The organism is uncultured Caulobacter sp. (genome assembly GCF_947036865.1).
In the GTDB taxonomy this organism is placed as follows: Bacteria; Pseudomonadota; Alphaproteobacteria; order Caulobacterales; family Caulobacteraceae; genus Caulobacter.
In genome coordinates this window covers 69,507-86,629 of record NZ_CAMQSF010000013.1, presented here as the reverse complement: position 1 = coordinate 86,629, position 17,123 = coordinate 69,507, and the positions used below count along the sequence as shown (strand labels likewise).

Below are 17,123 nucleotides of genomic sequence, written 5' to 3'. Positions count from 1 at the left end.
CGAGCAGCGCACGGCCGAGCGGCTGCGGGCGCTGCTGGCGCGCGCCTACCGCACCGGCGGGCTCGACGGCGTGGGCGGGGCCCGGCGCATCCTGGCGGCGCTGGCCGGCTCGCGGCAAGGCGTGGGCCCGGCCCGGCGGATGGTCCCATGACCCCCGACGAACGCCGCGAGCGCCACATCCTGGTCGTCGACGACGACGACCGCCTGCGCAAGCTGATCAAGGAGTTCCTCAGCCGCGCCGGCTTCCGCGTCACCGCCGCCTCGGACGCGGCCGGGGCCGATCGCCTGTTCGAGGCGTTGGACTTCGACCTGATGGTGCTGGACGTGATGATGCCGGGCGAGGACGGCATGGCCTTCACCAAGCGCCTGCGCGGCCGGGGCGGCGAGAGCGGCCGCACGCCGATCCTGATGCTGACCGCCCGCGACCAGACCGCCGACCGGATCGAGGGCCTGTCCAGCGGGGTCGACGACTATCTGGGCAAGCCGTTCGAGCCGCAGGAGCTGCTGCTGCGCATCGAGGCCATCCTGCGCCGCTCGGCCGCGCGGCCGGTGGGGCCCAAGGCGCTCAGCCTGGGTCGTTGCAGCTTCGATTCCGATCGCGGCGAGCTGACCTGCGACGGGGAGGCGGTGCGGCTGACCGAGGCCGAGGTCACCCTGCTGCGGCGCCTGGCCCGCTCGGCCCACGAGCCGGTCGACCGTCTGGAGTTGGCCCGCGACACCGCCGACGCCACCGGCCGGGCGGTCGATGTCCAGGTCACCCGCCTGCGCCGCAAGATCGAGCCCGACCCGAAGAACCCCCGCTACCTCCAGACGGTCCGAGGGATCGGCTACCGGCTGGCGCCGGACTGATTGATGCGCCCGCGCACCAAGCTCTACATCCCGCGCGTCATCAAGCGCTGGCTGCCGACCACGCTGTTCGGGCGCAGCCTGCTGATCATCGTGCTGCCGGTGGCGCTGATGCAGATCGCCGTCACCTGGGCCTTTTTCGACGCCCACTGGCAGACCGTGACGGCGCGTTTGTCCGAGGGCCTGGCCGGCGACATCGCCTGGGCCGTGCGCTCCTACGAGGACGACCCCAGCCCCGCCGCCGTCGACAAGCTGGCCAAGCGGGCCGAGGAATCGATGTCGCTGTCGATCGCCTTCCAGAAGGGCAAGAAGCTGCCGACCGGCCGCCGGCCCTCGCTGTTCGCGGCCCTCGACCGCTCGCTGCAAAAGGCGCTGGAGGAGCGGCTCGACAGTCCGTTCTGGTTCGATACCACCCGCTACACCGCCTATATCGACATCCGGGTGCAGGTGAAGGACGGAGTGCTGCAGATCTACGCGCTGCGGGACCGGGCCTACGCCACGCAGGGCCACATCTTCATCCTGTGGATGGTGGTGGCGACCATGCTGCTGACCGCCATCGCCATCCTGTTCATCCGCAACCAGGTGCGGGCCATCGAGCGCCTGGCCGAGGCGGCCGACGCCTTCGGGCGCGGCGAGGACAACGACTTCAAGCCGCACGGCGCGCGCGAGGTGCGCCAGGCGGCCCAGGCGTTCCTGGCCATGAAGGCCCGCATCGTCCGCCATATCGAGCAGCGCACCGCCCTGCTAGCCAGCGTCAGCCACGACCTGCGCACGCCCCTGACCCGCCTGAAGCTGGAGATGGCGCTGGCCGAGCCCAGCGAGCAGCTGGAGGCGATGAAGGGCGATCTCGCCGAAATGGAACACATGATCGACGAATACCTGGCCTTCGCCCGGGGGGAAGGCGGCGAGGCGGCCCAGATGGTGAACCTGTCCGAGCTGGTCGAGGGCGTCGTGGCCGACGCCGAGCGGGCCGGCGCGCTGGTGGAGACCGCGATCACCCGCGACCTCGAGGCCCGCCTGCGCCCGCTGGCCTTCCGCCGGGCGCTGGCCAATCTGATCGACAACGGCGTGGCCCACGCCCAGCGCGTGCGCGTGACCGCGCTCCCGCGCGCCGGCGGCGGGGTCGAGATCGCGGTCGACGACGACGGCCCCGGCATCCCTGAGGACCGCTACGAGGAAGCCTTCAAGCCGTTCTCGCGCCTCGACGAGAGCCGGAACCAGAACGAAAAGGGCGTCGGGCTCGGCTTGGCGATCGCCCGCGACATGGCGCGCGGGCTGGGCGGGGACCTGGTGCTGTCGCGCTCGGCGATGGGGGGACTGAGGGCGACGATCCGGTTGCCGGGGTAACCTCGGCCGTCTTCCCCGCTTTCGCGGGGAAGACGGCCTTGGTTGTCGCTAAAACCCCGCCCCGATCTTCCCGAGTTGCTCGGCCATCTGTTTCAGGCGCTTGTCTAGCTCGGCCATGGTGCGGTTCAGAGCGCCTTCGTCGTCGCGCCAGACCTGGACCGCTCGGGCCCAGACAGCGGTCATGGCCGCGAGGCGCGCGGCGGTGGCCTCGACGCCCGCCGCCTCCAGGATCGCGCGGGCGGTCTTTGGAAAGCGGATCGCCGCCGCCAGCGGACCTTCGGCCCGGGCGATGGCGATCAGGGCCGCGCGGTGCGGCTCCATCGCTTCCAGCCGCGCCATGGCCGCGTCGAACAGGCGGTCATGCACCGCCGCGCTCTCGGCGTAGTCGACGCCCAGGGCCGCGCGGTCGAAGCGGGCCGACAGGTGGGCCAGCACGCCGCGCTTGCTGTCGGCGGCGGCGTAGAGCTCGGCGAACGGGATCTCGGCCTTGCCGGCGATGTCGCGCAGGGCGATGGCGGGCCAGGGGCGATCGGCCGCCAGGGCCAGGGCGGCGGCGGCGGCGCGGTCGAGGATGTCGTCTCGGGCGGTCTGGGCGGCGGTCATGCGCGTCACATGGCGGCGCGATGCGACGAGAGCAAGACAGTCACCCCCCAAGTTCCTTCGAGCGCGCCACGGCGGCGTCCATCGCCCGAGGCAGGAGGTCGCCAAAGCCGCCCTCGCCCATCAGCACGGCGAGCGCGGCGGCGGTCGTACCGCCCGGCGAGGTGACTTGCTTGCGCAGCTCCGCCGGCTCCTCGCCGCCGCGTTCCAGCAGGGCCGCCGCGCCGATGATCGTCGCGCGCGCCAGCCGGGCGCTGTCGGCGGGATCCAGGCCCTGCCCCGCCCCGGCGGCCTCCAGGGCCTCGACGAAGGCGTAGAGATAGGCCGGCGCGGAGCCGGACACGGCGGTGGCCGCGTGCATCAGCTCCTCGCTGGCCAAGTCGACCACGGTCGCCACCGGCGCGAACAGGGCGTGGGCCGCCGCGCGGGCCTCGGCGTCCTCGGCGAAGACCGAGGCCGTCCCCCGCCCGATGGCCACGGCGGTGGTCGGCATCACCCGCGCCACGCGCCGACCGCCGAACGCCTCGGCGAGATCGGCCGCGCGGATCCCGGCGGCGATCGACACGATGACGGCGTCCGGCGCCAGATGCGGAACCACATCCTTGACCGCCTCGCGCCAGATCTGCGGCTTGACCGCCAGCAGCACGGTCCTGGCCGCGCCGAGCGCTTCGAGCGGCGGATTGACCAGAGCGCCCGTAAAGGCGGCGGGATCGATATTGGGGTCGCGGACGATCAGGTCCGAGGCGGCGAAGGCGCCGGCGACCCGCCAGCCCTCGATCAGAGCGCCGCCCATGCGGCCCGCTCCGAGGAGAAGGATGGGGGTCATGGAGCGCACCTCGATCTCTGTCCCCTTCTCCCGCAAGGGGAGAAGGATTTAAAGGCCTAAGCCTGGCCCACCGTCTCGAACATGCAGGCGGCCATGGCCTGGTCCGGGGTCTTGGCGCCTTGCAGCAGGAACTCGAAGGCCGGGAAGAAGCGGTCGGCCGCCTCCACCGCCGCGTCGATCATCGAGGCGGCCTGGGCCATCGTCGGGCGCTCGCCGGCCGGCAGGGCCAGGGCGTGGCGGAAGACCACCTCGCCGTCCTCGGTCCAGACCTCGAAATGGCCGAGCCAGACGCGCTGGTTGATCAGGGCCAGCAACTCGTAGGCGTTGGCCCGCTTGCTCTTGGGGGCGCGCAGATCCAGCGACAAGCACAGCTGCAGGCAGTCGGCCTCGGGCCGCCAGGCGAACCACAGCTCGTAGTCCTTCCAGTCGCCCTTCAGCGCGAAGGCGAGATCGCCATCCTCGGTGCGGTCGAACGTCAGGTTTTCCGCCGACAGCACGTGCTCGACCACCTCCAGGGGGTCCAGCGCGATCATGACGTCGTCTTCTTCCGGTTGGGTGTCCATGAGAATCCTACGTCCCCGGCGGCGCTGGCGGGGATGACCCCCACTCCAAATCGCCCACGTTCGAGGACTCTAATCTGCTTCGCGGCGTTCGTCTCAACTCGCTTCACGCCTTGAGCGAGCGCGCGGCTGGCTATTCGCCTGAACTCGCGGTTTTTCCCGGAGCGCTTTTCGCGGGCGTCTTCTTGGCGGCCTTCAGCGCGGCGACTTCCTCGCGCAGCGCCGCCACCTCGGCCTTCAGCGCCTCGAAGTCGTCGCGGCGGATCAGGTCGAACTCGGCCGCCAGACGGTCGGCCTGGGCCCGCATCGCGGTCTTCGCCTCCTCGCCGGCGGTCTGGGCGATGCCCATCGCCGCCTGGGTCAGCTTGGCGAATTCGTCGAGAAAGGGGTTCTGGCTGTGCATCGCGGTTCCGATGGCCCGACGGTGGGCCGACGCTCCATATATGGGAAACGCCGCGTGAATGCGAAGCCCGATCGCGTCCTTAGGCGCCGGTCGCCCGCCAAAAGCGCTCACACTTTCGCCTCGCCCGCTCTATAGGTGCGACGATCTGTCCCGACGGAGCCAGAGCGTGATCTTTCCGAACATCGATCCCGTGGTCCATCTCGGCCCCTGGGCGCTGCAATGGGGACCGCTGGCGCTGCGCTGGTACGCCCTGGCCTATGTGGCCGGGATCCTGCTGGGCTGGCGCTACGCCATCCGGATGACGCGGACGCCCGGCCTCTGGGGCGGTCGCGCCCCCACGGCGACGGCCTTGCAGATCGACGACCTGGTGCTGTGGGTCACGCTGGGCATCATCGTCGGCGGACGCCTGGGCTATATTCTCTTCTACATGCTGCTGAACGGCGACCAGCGCGCCTGGCTGCTGAGCCACCCCCTGGACGTTTTCAAGATCTGGGAAGGCGGCATGTCGTTCCACGGCGGCTTCCTGGGCGTCTGCGTCGCCGTCACGCTGTTCGCGCGCCAGCAGAAGATCGACATGCTGAAGCTGGGCGACTTGGTGGCGCCCGTGGCGCCGATCGGCCTGTTCTTCGGCCGGATCGCCAACTTCATCAACGGCGAGCTGTGGGGCCGCCAGACCGATGTGCCCTGGGGCATGGTGTTCTGCAACGAGACCATCAAGGCCGCCAACCGCGGAACCTGCCCGGCCGGCGGGTACCCGCGCCATCCCAGCCAGCTCTACGAGGCGGGCCTGGAGGGCGTGCTGCTGTTCCTGATCCTGGCCTTCTGCGTCTACCGCCTGAAGTGGCTGCGGCGGCGCGGGGCGATCGTGGCGACCTTCCTGATCGCCTACGGCCTGTTCCGGCTGTCGCTGGAGAACGTCCGCAATCCCGACATCGGCATGCCCGACTTCCCGTTCGGCCTGACCATGGGCATGATGCTGTCGACGCCGATGATCCTGGTCGGCGGGTGGCTGCTGTGGAAGGCTTTGACGGCGCCGCTCGAACCGGACCTCGAACAGGCGCAAGACGCGGCGCATGAGCCTGCTTGACCGCCTGAAGGCGCAGATCGCCCAGGATGGGCCGATCGGCGTTCCCGAGTTCTTCACCCGCTGCCTGCACGACCCGCGCGACGGCTATTACGCCACGCGGCCCGGGTTGGGCGCGACGGGCGACTTCGTCACCGCGCCGCTGGTCAGCCAGATGTTCGGCGAGCTGATCGGCCTATGGGCCGTCGAGACCTGGACCCGAATGGGCCGGCCCGCGCCGTTCCGCCTGGTGGAGCTCGGGCCCGGCGACGGGACGCTTATGAGCGACCTGCTGCGCGCGGCGCGGCTGGAGCCGGCGTTCCTCGAGGCGGCCGACCTGTGGCTGGTCGAGGTGTCCGCGCCGCTACGGGCCAAGCAGGCCGAACGCCTGGGCGACCGGCCCCGCTGGGCCTCGCGCCTCGACGAGATCCCCGGCGGCGCGCCGCTGATCCTGATCGCCAACGAGGTCCTCGACTGCCTGCCGGCGCGGCAGTTCACGCGCATGAAGGACGGCTGGGCCGAGCGGGTGATCGGGCTCGGCGAGGATGGGGAACTGGCGTTCGGGTTGCGGAGCTTGGGCAAATCCCCCCTCCCCCTTGATGGGGGAGGGGCGGGGGTGGGGGTGGCCGCTGAGCGCGATGCGGCGCGCCGTCGCCAAGCGGCTTCCGCCGAGATCACCCCCATCCCCGATCCTTCCCCCATCGAGGGGGAAGGGAGCATCTGGGAATCCTCCCCCGCCCAGGCCGCCCTCGCCGCGGACATCGCTCACCGCCTGGTCGCCGACGGCGGCGCGGCGCTGCTGATCGACTACGGCCGCGCGACGCCCGAGCCCGGCGACACGCTGCAAGCGGTCCAAGGCCACCGGAAGGTCGATCCGCTGGCGACCGCGGGCCTCGCCGACCTCACGGTCTGGGCCGACTTCCCGTCGGTGATCACCGCCGCGCGCGAGGCCGGCGCCAAGGCCGGTCCGATCCTGACCCAGGCCGCGTTCCTGCTGGCGCTCGGCGTCGTCCAGCGCGCCGAGGCCCTGGCCGCCGCCCGCCCCGATCGCGCCGACACCCTCGCAAGACAGCTTGATCGTCTGGTCGGCGAGGCGCAGATGGGCGTTCTGTTCAAGGTCGCCTGCCTTTGCGCGCCCGACCTTTCGCCCCCCCTCTTCGAGGACGCGACATGACCCATGCGCCCGACCTGCCGACGATCCAGTCGCCGCTGCTGTCCAGCCTGCCCGGCGTGCGGCACGCCTTCTTCACCCGCCAGGGCGGGGTCTCGAAGGGGATCTACGCAAGCCTGAACGTCGGGCGCGGCAGCCAGGACGAGCCCGCCGACGTCGAGGAGAACCGCGCGCGAATCGCCGCCTGGTTCGGCGGCGGCCCGGAGGACCTGAACGTCTGCTACCAGATCCACTCGACCATCGCGATCAAGGCCGACGGCTCGTGGGGCGACGCCCGCCCGCAGGGCGACGCGGTGGTCAGCAAGACGCCCGGCGTCATCTGCGGCGCCATGGCCGCCGACTGCGCCCCGGTGCTGCTGGTCGATCCCGAGGCTCGGGTCGTCGCCGCCGCCCACGCCGGCTGGCGCGGGGCGCTGGACGGCATCGTCCAGGCCGCCGTCGACGGCATGGTCGAGCTGGGCGCTCGCCCCGACCGGATCACCGGGGTCGTCGGCCCCTGCATCGGGCCCAAGTCCTACGAGGTCGGCCTGGAGTTCCTGCAGAAGTTCGAGGCCGATTGCCCAGGCTCGGGCCGGTTCTTCCGGCCGGGCGTGGCCGAGGACAGGCGATTCTTCGACCTGCCGGCCTTCGTGCTGGACCGCTTGGCCACCGCCGGGGTCCAGCGCCGCGAATGGGTCGGCCGCGACACCCGCGCCGAGGAGGCCTGGTTCTTCTCCAACCGCCGCGCCTTCCTGAACCACGAGGGCGACTACGGGCGCCTGCTGTCGGCGATCATGCTGGAGGCGTGACCGCTCGAAACCTCGCCCTTCGACAAGCTCAGGGTGAGGTTTCGATTGAAAAGCCGAGCGCTCGCCCTGGTCCTCACCCTGAGCCTGTCGAAGGGCGAGGACCACGCACGGTCTCCGTCCGATGACGGAACGTAGCAATTTGCCACGTTAACGCTTGCCCCCCCGCCGTTCGCTGCCATCGCCGATCGCGCGGCGATCGGCGAAGCCCTTGTAAAGTTTGCGCGTGGCGGGCGCCGAAACCGGGTTCCACTTTCGGCTGCCACGCTCTAGAAGGCCCCGCATCGGCGTCCCCCCACCCCCGAGCGATCTGCCATGAAGCTGCTGTCCGGCAACTCCAACCGCCCGCTGTCCCAGGCGATCGCGGAATATCTCGACATGCCGCTGACCCGCGCCCAGGTGCGCCGGTTCGCCGATCTGGAGGTGTTCGTCACCATCGACGAGAACGTGCGGGGCGAGGACGTCTTCGTCATCCAGTCGACCAGCTATCCGGCCAACGACAACCTGATGGAGCTCCTGATCTGCATCGACGCCCTGAAGCGCGCGTCGGGCAAGCGGATCACGGCCGTGCTGCCCTATTTCGGCTATGCCCGCCAGGACCGTAAGACCGGCGGCCGCACGCCGATCTCGGCGAAGCTGGTGGCCAATCTGATCACCCGCTCGGGCGCCGACCGGGTCCTGACCATGGACCTGCACGCCGGCCAGATCCAAGGCTTCTTCGACATCCCGACCGACAACCTCTTGCCCTCGCGGCTGCTGGCCGACGACATCCGCATGCGCTACCCGATGGGTCCCGACCTGATGGTCGTCTCGCCCGACGTCGGCGGCGTGGTGCGGGCCCGCGCCCTGGCCAAGCGGCTAGAGGACGCCGACCTGGCGATCGTCGACAAGCGCCGCTCGGGGCCCGGCCAGTCGGAGGTGATGAACATCATCGGCGACGTGCAGGGCCGCCGCTGCATCCTGTTCGACGACATCGCCGACTCGGCCGGCACGCTGTGCAACGCCGCCCAGGCGCTGATCAATCACGGCGCGACCTCGGTCAGCGCCTATGTCACCCACGGCGTCCTGTCGGGCGCCGCGGCCGAGCGCGTGGCCAATTCGGTGCTGACCGAGCTGGTGGTCACCGACTCCATCGAGGCCTCGGACACCGCCAAGGCCTGCCCCAAGATCCGCTACGTCTCGTGCGCGCCCCTCATCGGCGAGGCCATCCGCCGCATCGCCAACGAAGAGTCGGTGTCGAAGCTGTTCGACTAGAGTCTCGTTCCGATCCTACCGGCGAACGCCGAGGGCCCAGATCGCGCGCTTGGGACGACGGCGAGGCCCTGGCGTCCCTCGAAGACGCCCCAGCGCTTTTCCATCTGGGCCTCGGCCTTCGCCGGGGAAGCGGTGCTTGGGAGAATAGCCGCCAATCCGCTCGCCTCTCGCACGGCTACGCTTGTAAAAGCTTGGTTAACGGGGCGACAGTCACATTCCTGCCCGCCCGGGCTGCTATGCGCGCCGCCAAGACCTGATGGGGAAGTTCACAACATGCGATCCGTTTCGCGTACGCGCGTCGTCCTGACGACGACCGCCGCGGCCTTGGCCGCGCTCGTCGCCGCCTGTAGCTCCCCCGCGCCGCCGCCGCCGCCGCCGCCGGTGGTGCAGGCGCCGCCGCCTCCGCCGCCGATCACCCTGTCGGCCAGCGTCGTCGAGCGGGCCAGCGCCTTCCGGGGCTACATGGCCCGCGCCGGCGCCGTCTCGTCGGCGTTCCAGAACGGCGACCAGATCCAGGCCTCGCTGAAGATCGGCGCGGCCTACGAGCCCAAGTCGTTCATGAACGGCGCGGTGGCCTACGCCGCCGTGCTGGCGCTGCAGGACCCGACCTTCGTCGCCTCGGTGCGCGAAGTGGCGGCCAACCCGACCCAGCGCCAGGAGATGATCAACAACATCTTCTCCAACCCGTCCTACGCCGCCGTGTTCAAGGGCGCCGACAGCGCCGCCGGCCTGATCATCGACACCATCGGCGGCGACGGCCTGAAGGTCTACATGGCCGGCAAGGCCGTGAAGCAGGCGGCCTATGACGTGCAGAAGGCCTCGTGGTCGAAGAGCACGGTCGTCGACCGCGACGGACGCCTGGCCTCGACCAAGACCCTGTCCTCGACTCCCGCCCTGGCCGAAAGCGCCGATGTCGCGGTGCTGCAGCAGGCCTCGACCGGCGGTCAGTCGCTGGGCCTGTCGCCCCGCACGGCCGCGGCCCCTTACCAGCCGGTGGTGATCCGCGGCCTGGCCGTAGCGGCCCTGGCGGCCCTTGGCGCGGCCGGCGACCAGAACCTCGCCTCGATCGACGCGCTGAGCAATGATCCGGGCACGGCCAACTGTCTGAACATGGCCAAGCTGAACCTCTATCAGTGCCTGGCTGTGTCCAAGCCGCACTACGAGGACATCTTCTGCCTGGGCCAGCACATCCTGATGGACACCGGGGCCTGCATGGTGAAGGCCGCCGGCGCCAGCCTGCCGCCCGAACCGCCGCCGCCCCCGAAGCTGGAGCCGGTCAAGAAGACCGTCGCCAAGAAGGGCCCGGCCAAGAAGGCGCGCGCCAAGAAGAGCTGACATCCGATACGCCACCGTCATCCCGCGCTTCATGCGCGGGACCTATGTCTCCGCCGCAGGTGCGGAGCGGAAGCTTCCTCCCACCCGAAAGCTGAACCCTGGGTCCCGCGCATGAAGCGCGGGATGACGGGCGGGGTTTCGACCCTCTTGGAGGCTCCAAACCCCGAGATTGCGTCGCCCGGCCCTTTTGTGTATGTAGCGCGACCCCGAAACGACCGGGTGAGCGTGGCGATCCAGCCATAGGCGCCTTGGTCCTTAGAAGAGAGCATCCGGCTCTCTAGAAAGAACCCGACGATGGCCGAGATCATCCTGAACGTTGAAGTCCGCGACGGCGCCGGCACCGGCAATGCCCGCGCCACCCGCCGCGCCGGCAAGGTTCCGGGCGTCCTGTACGGCGGCGGCAAGGCCCCGGTGAACATCGCCGTGCGCGCCAACGAATTCCGCAAGTCGCTGTACACCGGCAAGCTGCTGGGCCACCTGGTGACCCTGAAGTACGGCGAAGAGACCCAGCCGGTCATCGCCAAGGCCGTCCAGTTCCACCCCGTCACCGACGAGCCGGTCCACTTCGACCTCTATCGCGTCGACGAGCACCAGCTGATCAAGATCGAAGTGCCGGTGCACTTCAAGAACCACGAAACCTCGGTCGGCCTGAAGAAGGGCGGCACGCTGGAAGTCATCCGTCACACCGTCGAGCTGGCCTGCCCGGCCGACCAGATCCCCGAGGAGCTGGTCATCGACCTGGCCTCGCACGACCTGGGCGACGTGATCCGCATCTCGGAAGTCAAGCTGCCGGCCGGCGTGAAGCCCGCCATGGACCGCGACTTCGTGATCGCCAGCATCAAGACCTCGGCCTCGGCCCAGTCGGACGCCGGCGACACCACGACCGAAGGCTAATCGTCTGGCGGTCGGATCACCGATCTGATTTGAGAAGGGCGGGCTTTCGGGTCCGCCCTTTTTCGTTCGAGGCCCCGCGTCCTTCGAGGCCCGCTATCGCGGGCGCCTCAGGATGAGGGACTCACCGCACTGAATGCCTCATCCTGAGGTGCGCGCTCGCGAGCGCGCCTCGAAGGACGCAGGGCCTCGCCACAGGGACCACGCATGCTGATCCTCGCCGGCCTGGGCAATCCCGAGCCCAAGTACGAGAAGAACCGCCACAATGTCGGCTTCATGGCCGTCGACGCCCTGGCGCGAAAGTGGGGGACCGCGCCCTGGCGCGCCCGCTTCCAGGGCCTGGCCTGCGAGGGCCAGGTCGGAACGCCCGACGGCCCGGTCAAGCTGCTGCTGCTGAAGCCCAAGACCTATTACAACGAGAGCGGCCGCGCCGTGGGCGAGGCGATGAAGTTCTTCAAGCTCAAGCCCGCCGACGTCATCGTCTTCCACGACGAGATCGACATGGCCCCGGGCCGCTTCCGGATGAAGGCCGGCGGCGGGGCGGCGGGCAACAACGGCATCCGCTCGGTGACCAGCCAGGTCGGCGACGCCTTCCGCCGGGGCCGCATCGGCGTCGGCCATCCGGGCCACAAGGACGCGGTCATGCACTATGTGCTGGGCGACTTCCACAAGGCCGAGCACCAATGGCTGGACCCGATGCTGGACGCCATCGCCGACGCCCTGCCCTTCGCCGCCGCCGGCGACGACGAGCGCTACCAGGCCGAGGTGATGCGCCTGGCCCCCGCGCCCAAGGCCGATCCGCGCAAGCCGGCCAAGGAAGACTGATCTCTTTCTCCGATCTTCCCCGCGAAAGCGGGGATCCATGCGGCGGTCGGGCATGCGTTCGGCCAGCGAGACAGGTTGAGAGTCAGCTTGGGTCCCCGCTTTCGCGGGAATAGTCGGTTGTTAGGGGCGCGAGGTTGACGGCCGCGCACCCGCGCGAGAAAGACCAGGAACACGTCTCGGGGTCGTCCATGTTCTCGCTGCCGCTGCCGCTGATCGGCCTGTCGTTCCTGATCGCGATCGCCCTGTGCGTCCACGTGGTGCGCACCCATCGCGAGATGTACTGGCTGTGGATCATCCTGGCGTTCCAGCCGGTGGGCGGCATCGTCTATTTCGTCGCGGTGATCGCGCCCGAGCTGTTCGGCGGCCGCACCGCGCGCAAGATGGGCCAGGCGGCGCGCAAGGCGCTGGATCCGCAGCGCGAATACCGCGAGGCCCGCCAGGCCGTCGACGACGCCCCCACCGTCGCCAATCGCGTGCGCCTGGCCGTCGCCGCCACCGAGCTTGGCAAGCACGCCGAGGCCGAGCGCCTCTATGCCGACAGCCTGACCGGCATGTACGCCGACGACGCCCAACTGCTGCTGGGCCGCGCCAACGCGCTGATCGAGCTCAACCGTCCGGCCGAGGCCCTGCCGTTGCTGGAGAAGCTGGGCGAGCAGCCGAACGCCGGCCGCACCCCGCACACCATGCTGGCCCTGGGCCGCGTCTATCACGCCCTGGGCCGCGAGGAGCAGGCGGCGACGGCCCTCTCCTGGGCCGCCGACCACTATCCGGGCTTCGAGGGCATCGCCCGTTACGCGGTGTTCCTGGCCCAGACCGGGCGCAAGGACGAGGCCCGCGCCCAGCTCGTGGAAATCGAAAAGCGCCTGTCCAAGACCCACGCCCACTTCCGCAAGGAAGCCAAGAGCTGGCGCGACTTCGCGGCCGCCGGGATCGGGGCCTGACGCGGCGCTACATCGGGCCGATGGTCTCGAACCGCAGCCGGTCCGGCCCTTCGATCGAGGTCGGCGCCTTGAGGTTCCGGTCTGGCAGCAGGGCGCGATAGCGCTGGTACATCGCGCGGGCGTCGCGGCCGGGCTTGGCCGTCAGGCACTGATCGAACTCGCCTTCACGTCCCCAGGGCTTGATTTCGGCGCGCGCGACGTCGCGGTCGGCCTTGACCGTCGCGGCGACCTTGTCAGCCAGCGCCCGGTCGATCCCGCCGCCATAGCTGCCGAACTTGATCGTCACGTCGCAGCGGGCGGGGCCCGGCGTGACCGGCGCGGCGGCGCAGGCCGAAAGGGCCAGGACGGCGAGGGCGGCGAGACGGATCATGCGGGGAACCCTCCGGCGCGGGCCAGGGACGAGGCGGGCGCCTTGCCCAGCTTGGCGCTGATCTCGCGACCCAGGGCCAGGGTCGCGGAGAGGTCGTAACCGGTCTCGAAGCCGGCTCGTTCCAGCATGTAGACCAGATCTTCCGTGCCGATATTGCCCGTGGCGTTCGGCGCGAACGGGCAGCCGCCCAGGCCGCCCACCGAGGCGTCCAGCACGTCCACGCCCGCCTCGACGCTGGCATAGGCGTTGGCCAGGCCCGTGTTGCGGGTGTCGTGGAAGTGCATGCGCAGGCGGGCGTCCGGCGCGGCCTCGCGAACCGCTTCGATCCGCCTACGGACGGTCGACGGATCGGCGACGCCGATCGTGTCGCCCAGCGCGATCTCGGGCACGCCCAGGGCGGCGGCCTCGCGAACGATGGCGACCACCTGATCTTCGCTGACCTCGCCGTCGAACGGGTCGCCGAACGCCACCGAAAGGGTCATGGTGATCGGCGGGCCGCCCTCGGCCGCCCGGCGCTCGACGATCGCGGCCAGGGCCTCGACCTGCTGGCGCACGGTGGAGCCCTGATTGCGCGTCGCGAAGCCGTCCGAGGCGCAGACCACGACATTGGCCTCGTCGCACTGGGCGGCGACGCAGCGCTCCCAGCCGCGCATGTTGAGCACGAGCCCGATCCGCGAATGCGTCAGGTCGGCCGGCAGGGCCGCCATGATCTCCTCGGCGCCGGCCATCTGCGGCACGCGGTTCGGATTGACGAACGACACCACTTCCATGCGCTTGGCCCCGCAGGCCTCGAGCTTGCGGATCAGGTCGAGCTTCTCCTCGACCGACAGGCTGAGCTTTTCGTTCTGCAGGCCGTCGCGCGGACCGACCTCGACGATCTGGATGAAGCGGCTCAAGGCTGGGTCTCCGGCTGGTCGTCGACCTGGGGCTCGCCGCGATAGATCGTCAGCCGCTCCTGGTCGCCGTCGGAATAGTTCAGGCCGGCGATCGTTCCGACGGGATGAGGGGTGAGGCCCAGCTGGGCCATGGCGGCGCGGAACGGCTTTTCCTCGCGGCCCTCGACCACCGCCGGGCGACCCTCGGAAATGGCGTCGGCGGCGCCGTCGCCGTCGGTCAGCTCGGTGGCCGTGCCCAGCTGGAAGATCAGGCTGGGCTCGGCATAGCCGGTCACGGCCACCGGCCCGGCGGCGCCCGAGCGCGGGGAGAGCCGGGCGCGGTCGAGCGCGTCGGCGACGTCCTTGGACAGGAACAGCGGCTCCAGGCGCGGCAGCAGGCCCGCCGTCAGGGCCACGTGCGCGCCGACGCCCAAGGCCCCGGCCATCACCAGGGCTCGCGCCGAATGGCGGCGCAGCAGCAGCACCGCGCCGACGATCCCGGCGGCCAGCGCCAGGGCGGCGGCCAGGATGGTCCAGGCAAGATCGGCGCCCGTCCCGAACTGCTTCTGGCCATAGATCGCGACGGCGGCCAGCAGCGCGCCCATCAGCACCGACAGCCCGCCGCCGATCCAGCGGACGACCCCGCCCAGCGGCGCGCGCACGGCCGCGGCCATCAGCATGGCCAGGGCGCCATAGGCCGGCAGCTCGTAATGAACGAGCTTGGTGGGCAGGGCCTCGAACATCAGCCAGGTCGGAACCAGCCAGCAGACGGCGAAGCGCACGCCCGGCTCTTTGCGCTTGGTCCAGGCCACGACCAGGCCCGCCGGCAGCAGCAGGGTGGCCGGAAACGCCAGCAGCGGCGCCAGCAGGGCGTGGTAGCCGAACGGCCCGGCGTGGCCCTCCTGGCCGCCGGCCATCTTCGGCGCGAGGTCTCCGCCCACCGCCGCGCCCCAGAAGCCGCCGTCGGTGGCGACGGTGATCATCATCGCCCACGGCAAGGTGACGGCGGCGAACAGGATCAGACCCCAGGTCCAGCCCAGATCCTTCATCCAGGCGGCCTTGCGGTCCCAGATCGCCAGGGCCACGAGGGCGAACAGCGCGACCAGCAGGCCGACCGGACCCTTGATCAGGGCGGCGACCGACAGGCCCAGCCAGAAGGCGAGCTTGGTCGGCTTGCCCGCCGACTCGCCCTTCAGCTGGGCGGCGTAGATCCGGGCCAAGGCCGCCATGGCCAGGGTCGTTGTTCCGCAGAGGGCCGCGTCGGTCTTGGCGATGAAGGCCTCGGACGACAGCAGGAAGGTCGCGCCCAGGATCGCGCCGGACAGCAGGCCCGTCCGCGGATCGAACAGCGCCGCGGCGCCCCAGGCGCAGGCCGCCGCCGCCAGCATCGCGCCCAGCAGCGACGGGATGCGATAGGCCCAGATCCGCCGATCCTCGGCGTTGGACAGCAGCGTGACGCTGGCGGCCTGCAGCCAGTGAATGCCGACCGGCTTCTTGAAGCGCGGCTGGTCCTGGAACTTGATGACCACGTAGTCGCCGGTCTCCAGCATCTGCGAGGTGGCCTGGGCGAAGCGCGACTCGTCGCGGTCCAGCGGCGGCATGGCGAACAGGCCCGGCAGGCCGGCGACCAGGGCCACCAGCGCGGCGAACAGAGGGCCGCGCCACCCTCGGCTCCAGTCGTCCAGGCGAGATTCAAGCGTCATGGCCGCAGCTTTAGCACGATCCTTTCGTGTCGCGACTTTTGCTGTATGAGGAGGCGATGAGCTCCCGCGCCATCGCCACGCCTGATTTCTCGATCGTCGTGCCCGTCTTCGACGAGGGCGAGGCCGCCCCGAAGCTGGCGCGCGAGATCGCGGCCGCCTTCGCCGGCGAGGCCTATGAGATGATCTTCGTCGACGACGCCAGCCGCGACGACACCAAGGCCCGGCTGATCGCGCTGAAGGCCGAGATTCCGCAGTTGCGCGTTCTGGGCCACCGCAAGAACTCGGGCCAGAGCCGCGCCGTGCGCAGCGGCGTCCTGGCCGCCCGCGCCCCCATCGTCATCACCCTGGACGGCGACGGGCAGAACGATCCCGCCGACGCGCCGCGCCTGGCCAAGGCGCTGCAGGCCGGTCCCGAGACCCTGGCCCTGGTCGGCGGCGAGCGGGTCAAGCGGCAGGACAGCCAGGCCAAGCGGCTAGCCTCGAAGTTCGGCAACGGCGTGCGCAAGCGCCTCTTGAAGGACACCGCCAACGACACCGGCTGCGGGCTCAAGGCCTTCCGCCGCGAGGCCTTCCTGCGCCTGCCCTATTTCGATCACATCCACCGCTACATCCCGGCCCTGATGCTGCGCGAGGGCTATGAGGTGGCGTTCCAGCCGGTGAACCACCGGCACCGCGAAACCGGCGTGTCGAAATACACCAATTTCGGCCGGCTGAAGGCTTCGGTCTCGGACCTGCTGGGCGTGATGTGGCTGCAGTCGCGGTCCCGCAACCCGCAGGGCGTCGACGAGGCCTGAGGCGCCAAAACCGCGTCCTGGGCGAGCCGGCTTCACCGCAACGGAATTTGCGGCTAGGGCTTAACCATGGCGATGAGGATGAACCACGACGCCAGAGGGGGAAATTCGATGTTCGCGGCCGTTCCGCTGCTGGCCTTGCCGGTGATCATCTACAATCTCGTGGCCCTGACCCTGGCGGGCGGCTTCAAGGCCGTCGACGCCGGCGCGCGGATGGGCGGGACGCTGTTCACCATTCACATGACCTCGCGGGCCGAGTGGGCGGTCAGCCTGGGCGACCTCTTGCTGGCCGCGTCGCTGGTGGTGCTGTTCGTCGAGCTGCTGAAGTCGACCACCAGCCGCAAGATCGCGATCATCAATCACTCGCTGTCGATGATCCTGTTCATCCTGTGCCTGGTCGAGTTCCTGCTGGGCCCGGCCTTCGCCACCTCGACCTTCTTCCTGATCACCCTGATGGTGCTGCTCGACGTGCTGGCCGGCTTCATCGTGACCATCGTCGCCTCGCGCCGCGACATCGACTTCGTCGAGCATTGAGGC

19 protein-coding genes and 2 pseudogenes are annotated in these 17,123 nt (G+C 70.2%); 13 read left to right on the top strand and 8 right to left on the bottom strand.

Annotated features, from left to right (window positions below; genetic code table 11):
• The 3 genes and pseudogenes from Q0V34_RS10020 to Q0V34_RS10010 all read left to right on the top strand — a co-directional run.
• Positions 1–151 (top strand): annotated as a pseudogene (locus Q0V34_RS10020) (MarR family transcriptional regulator); the annotation flags it as partial.
• Positions 148–849, top strand: a complete 702-nt coding sequence (locus tag Q0V34_RS10015; RefSeq protein ID WP_297511260.1) for a response regulator — start codon at positions 148–150, stop codon at positions 847–849. The pseudogene Q0V34_RS10020 and the gene Q0V34_RS10015, both read left to right, overlap by 4 nt.
• Positions 850–852: 3 nt before the next feature.
• Positions 853–2,193: an ATP-binding protein gene (locus Q0V34_RS10010; protein WP_297511258.1), complete on the top strand. Its 1,341-nt coding sequence runs from the start codon at positions 853–855 to the stop codon at positions 2,191–2,193.
• 48 nt (positions 2,194–2,241) lie between these two features.
• On the opposite strand, the gene Q0V34_RS10005 is transcribed toward Q0V34_RS10010, so the two are convergent.
• From Q0V34_RS10005 to Q0V34_RS09990, 4 genes are all read right to left on the bottom strand, one after another.
• Positions 2,242–2,796, bottom strand: a complete 555-nt coding sequence (locus Q0V34_RS10005) for a TetR family transcriptional regulator (RefSeq protein WP_297511274.1) — start codon at positions 2,794–2,796, stop codon at positions 2,242–2,244.
• A gap of 40 nt (positions 2,797–2,836) precedes the next feature.
• On the bottom strand, positions 2,837–3,619 hold the full coding sequence (proC, locus tag Q0V34_RS10000; protein WP_297511256.1) for a pyrroline-5-carboxylate reductase: 783 nt from the start codon (positions 3,617–3,619) through the stop codon (positions 2,837–2,839).
• A 56-nt stretch (positions 3,620–3,675) separates the two neighbouring features.
• Positions 3,676–4,182, bottom strand: a complete 507-nt coding sequence (locus Q0V34_RS09995; RefSeq protein WP_297511253.1) for a YbjN domain-containing protein — start codon at positions 4,180–4,182, stop codon at positions 3,676–3,678.
• A gap of 130 nt (positions 4,183–4,312) precedes the next feature.
• On the bottom strand, positions 4,313–4,582 hold the full coding sequence (locus tag Q0V34_RS09990) for an accessory factor UbiK family protein (RefSeq protein ID WP_297511251.1): 270 nt from the start codon (positions 4,580–4,582) through the stop codon (positions 4,313–4,315).
• Between the two features lie 166 nt (positions 4,583–4,748).
• Here Q0V34_RS09990 and lgt point away from each other — a divergent pair, with 166 nt between their 5' ends.
• Genes lgt through pgeF form a run of 3 tightly spaced genes read left to right on the top strand, consistent with a single transcriptional unit; the run spans position 4,749 to position 7,604 of the window.
• On the top strand, positions 4,749–5,669 hold the full coding sequence (gene lgt, locus Q0V34_RS09985; protein WP_297511249.1) for a prolipoprotein diacylglyceryl transferase: 921 nt from the start codon (positions 4,749–4,751) through the stop codon (positions 5,667–5,669).
• Positions 5,656–6,819, top strand: coding sequence for a class I SAM-dependent methyltransferase (locus tag Q0V34_RS09980; protein ID WP_297511247.1), 1,164 nt, complete (start codon positions 5,656–5,658; stop codon positions 6,817–6,819). The genes lgt and Q0V34_RS09980 overlap by 14 nt, the downstream gene beginning before the upstream one ends.
• On the top strand, positions 6,816–7,604 hold the full coding sequence (gene pgeF / locus Q0V34_RS09975) for a peptidoglycan editing factor PgeF (protein ID WP_297511245.1): 789 nt from the start codon (positions 6,816–6,818) through the stop codon (positions 7,602–7,604). Before Q0V34_RS09980 ends, pgeF begins: the two co-directional genes overlap by 4 nt.
• A gap of 6 nt (positions 7,605–7,610) precedes the next feature.
• Here pgeF and Q0V34_RS09970 read toward each other — a convergent pair.
• Positions 7,611–7,727 (bottom strand): annotated as a pseudogene (locus Q0V34_RS09970) (hypothetical protein); the annotation flags it as partial.
• A 189-nt stretch (positions 7,728–7,916) separates the two neighbouring features.
• On the opposite strand from Q0V34_RS09970, the gene Q0V34_RS09965 reads away from it, so the two are divergent.
• The 5 genes from Q0V34_RS09965 to Q0V34_RS09945 all read left to right on the top strand — a co-directional run bounded on the left by Q0V34_RS09965 (position 7,917) and on the right by Q0V34_RS09945 (position 12,847).
• Positions 7,917–8,855 (top strand): ribose-phosphate pyrophosphokinase, encoded by a 939-nt coding sequence (locus tag Q0V34_RS09965; protein WP_297511243.1) that lies wholly within the window; start codon positions 7,917–7,919, stop codon positions 8,853–8,855.
• Between the two features lie 273 nt (positions 8,856–9,128).
• Positions 9,129–10,190 carry a hypothetical protein gene (locus Q0V34_RS09960; protein WP_297511241.1) on the top strand — a complete coding sequence of 354 codons (1,062 nt, stop codon included), beginning with the start codon at positions 9,129–9,131 and terminating at the stop codon, positions 10,188–10,190.
• A gap of 294 nt (positions 10,191–10,484) precedes the next feature.
• Complete coding sequence (locus tag Q0V34_RS09955) at positions 10,485–11,084, top strand: 50S ribosomal protein L25/general stress protein Ctc (RefSeq protein ID WP_297511239.1); 600 nt, start codon at positions 10,485–10,487, stop codon at positions 11,082–11,084.
• A 204-nt stretch (positions 11,085–11,288) separates the two neighbouring features.
• The gene (pth, locus tag Q0V34_RS09950; RefSeq protein WP_297511237.1) at positions 11,289–11,906 is read left to right on the top strand and encodes an aminoacyl-tRNA hydrolase; all 618 of its coding nucleotides are present in this window, start codon (positions 11,289–11,291) and stop codon (positions 11,904–11,906) included.
• Positions 11,907–12,094: 188 nt separating this feature from the next.
• On the top strand, positions 12,095–12,847 hold the full coding sequence (locus Q0V34_RS09945) for a hypothetical protein (RefSeq protein ID WP_297511235.1): 753 nt from the start codon (positions 12,095–12,097) through the stop codon (positions 12,845–12,847).
• Positions 12,848–12,854: 7 nt separating this feature from the next.
• On the opposite strand, the gene Q0V34_RS09940 is transcribed toward Q0V34_RS09945, so the two are convergent.
• Genes Q0V34_RS09940 through Q0V34_RS09930 form a run of 3 tightly spaced genes read right to left on the bottom strand, consistent with a single transcriptional unit; the run spans position 12,855 to position 15,795 of the window.
• Positions 12,855–13,217, bottom strand: coding sequence for a hypothetical protein (locus tag Q0V34_RS09940; RefSeq protein WP_297511232.1), 363 nt, complete (start codon positions 13,215–13,217; stop codon positions 12,855–12,857).
• Positions 13,214–14,113, bottom strand: coding sequence for a hydroxymethylglutaryl-CoA lyase (locus Q0V34_RS09935; protein WP_297511230.1), 900 nt, complete (start codon positions 14,111–14,113; stop codon positions 13,214–13,216). The genes Q0V34_RS09940 and Q0V34_RS09935 overlap by 4 nt, the downstream gene beginning before the upstream one ends.
• Complete coding sequence (locus tag Q0V34_RS09930; RefSeq protein WP_297511228.1) at positions 14,110–15,795, bottom strand: glycosyltransferase family 39 protein; 1,686 nt, start codon at positions 15,793–15,795, stop codon at positions 14,110–14,112. Before Q0V34_RS09930 ends, Q0V34_RS09935 begins: the two co-directional genes overlap by 4 nt.
• Positions 15,796–15,851: 56 nt before the next feature.
• Between Q0V34_RS09930 and Q0V34_RS09925 the strand changes: the two genes are divergently transcribed.
• Together Q0V34_RS09925 and Q0V34_RS09920 are read left to right on the top strand one after the other, a co-directional pair.
• Complete coding sequence (locus tag Q0V34_RS09925; protein WP_297511226.1) at positions 15,852–16,589, top strand: glycosyltransferase family 2 protein; 738 nt, start codon at positions 15,852–15,854, stop codon at positions 16,587–16,589.
• A 108-nt stretch (positions 16,590–16,697) separates the two neighbouring features.
• Positions 16,698–17,120, top strand: coding sequence for a hypothetical protein (locus tag Q0V34_RS09920; RefSeq protein ID WP_297511224.1), 423 nt, complete (start codon positions 16,698–16,700; stop codon positions 17,118–17,120).
• The last annotated feature ends 3 nt before the right edge of the window (positions 17,121–17,123 follow it).

Coding starts and splice junctions, on each gene's coding strand:
- Q0V34_RS10015 (WP_297511260.1), top strand. CDS start 148: ATGACCCCCGACGAACGCCGCGAGCGCCACATCCTGGTCGTCGACGAC.
- Q0V34_RS10010 (WP_297511258.1), top strand. CDS start 853: ATGCGCCCGCGCACCAAGCTCTACATCCCGCGCGTCATCAAGCGCTGG.
- Q0V34_RS10005 (WP_297511274.1), bottom strand. CDS start 2,796: ATGACCGCCGCCCAGACCGCCCGAGACGACATCCTCGACCGCGCCGCC.
- proC (WP_297511256.1), bottom strand. CDS start 3,619: ATGACCCCCATCCTTCTCCTCGGAGCGGGCCGCATGGGCGGCGCTCTG.
- Q0V34_RS09995 (WP_297511253.1), bottom strand. CDS start 4,182: ATGGACACCCAACCGGAAGAAGACGACGTCATGATCGCGCTGGACCCC.
- Q0V34_RS09990 (WP_297511251.1), bottom strand. CDS start 4,582: ATGCACAGCCAGAACCCCTTTCTCGACGAATTCGCCAAGCTGACCCAG.
- Q0V34_RS09980 (WP_297511247.1), top strand. CDS start 5,656: ATGAGCCTGCTTGACCGCCTGAAGGCGCAGATCGCCCAGGATGGGCCG.
- pgeF (WP_297511245.1), top strand. CDS start 6,816: ATGACCCATGCGCCCGACCTGCCGACGATCCAGTCGCCGCTGCTGTCC.
- Q0V34_RS09965 (WP_297511243.1), top strand. CDS start 7,917: ATGAAGCTGCTGTCCGGCAACTCCAACCGCCCGCTGTCCCAGGCGATC.
- Q0V34_RS09960 (WP_297511241.1), top strand. CDS start 9,129: ATGCGATCCGTTTCGCGTACGCGCGTCGTCCTGACGACGACCGCCGCG.
- Q0V34_RS09955 (WP_297511239.1), top strand. CDS start 10,485: ATGGCCGAGATCATCCTGAACGTTGAAGTCCGCGACGGCGCCGGCACC.
- pth (WP_297511237.1), top strand. CDS start 11,289: ATGCTGATCCTCGCCGGCCTGGGCAATCCCGAGCCCAAGTACGAGAAG.
- Q0V34_RS09945 (WP_297511235.1), top strand. CDS start 12,095: ATGTTCTCGCTGCCGCTGCCGCTGATCGGCCTGTCGTTCCTGATCGCG.
- Q0V34_RS09940 (WP_297511232.1), bottom strand. CDS start 13,217: ATGATCCGTCTCGCCGCCCTCGCCGTCCTGGCCCTTTCGGCCTGCGCC.
- Q0V34_RS09930 (WP_297511228.1), bottom strand. CDS start 15,795: ATGACGCTTGAATCTCGCCTGGACGACTGGAGCCGAGGGTGGCGCGGC.
- Q0V34_RS09925 (WP_297511226.1), top strand. CDS start 15,852: ATGAGCTCCCGCGCCATCGCCACGCCTGATTTCTCGATCGTCGTGCCC.
- Q0V34_RS09920 (WP_297511224.1), top strand. CDS start 16,698: ATGTTCGCGGCCGTTCCGCTGCTGGCCTTGCCGGTGATCATCTACAAT.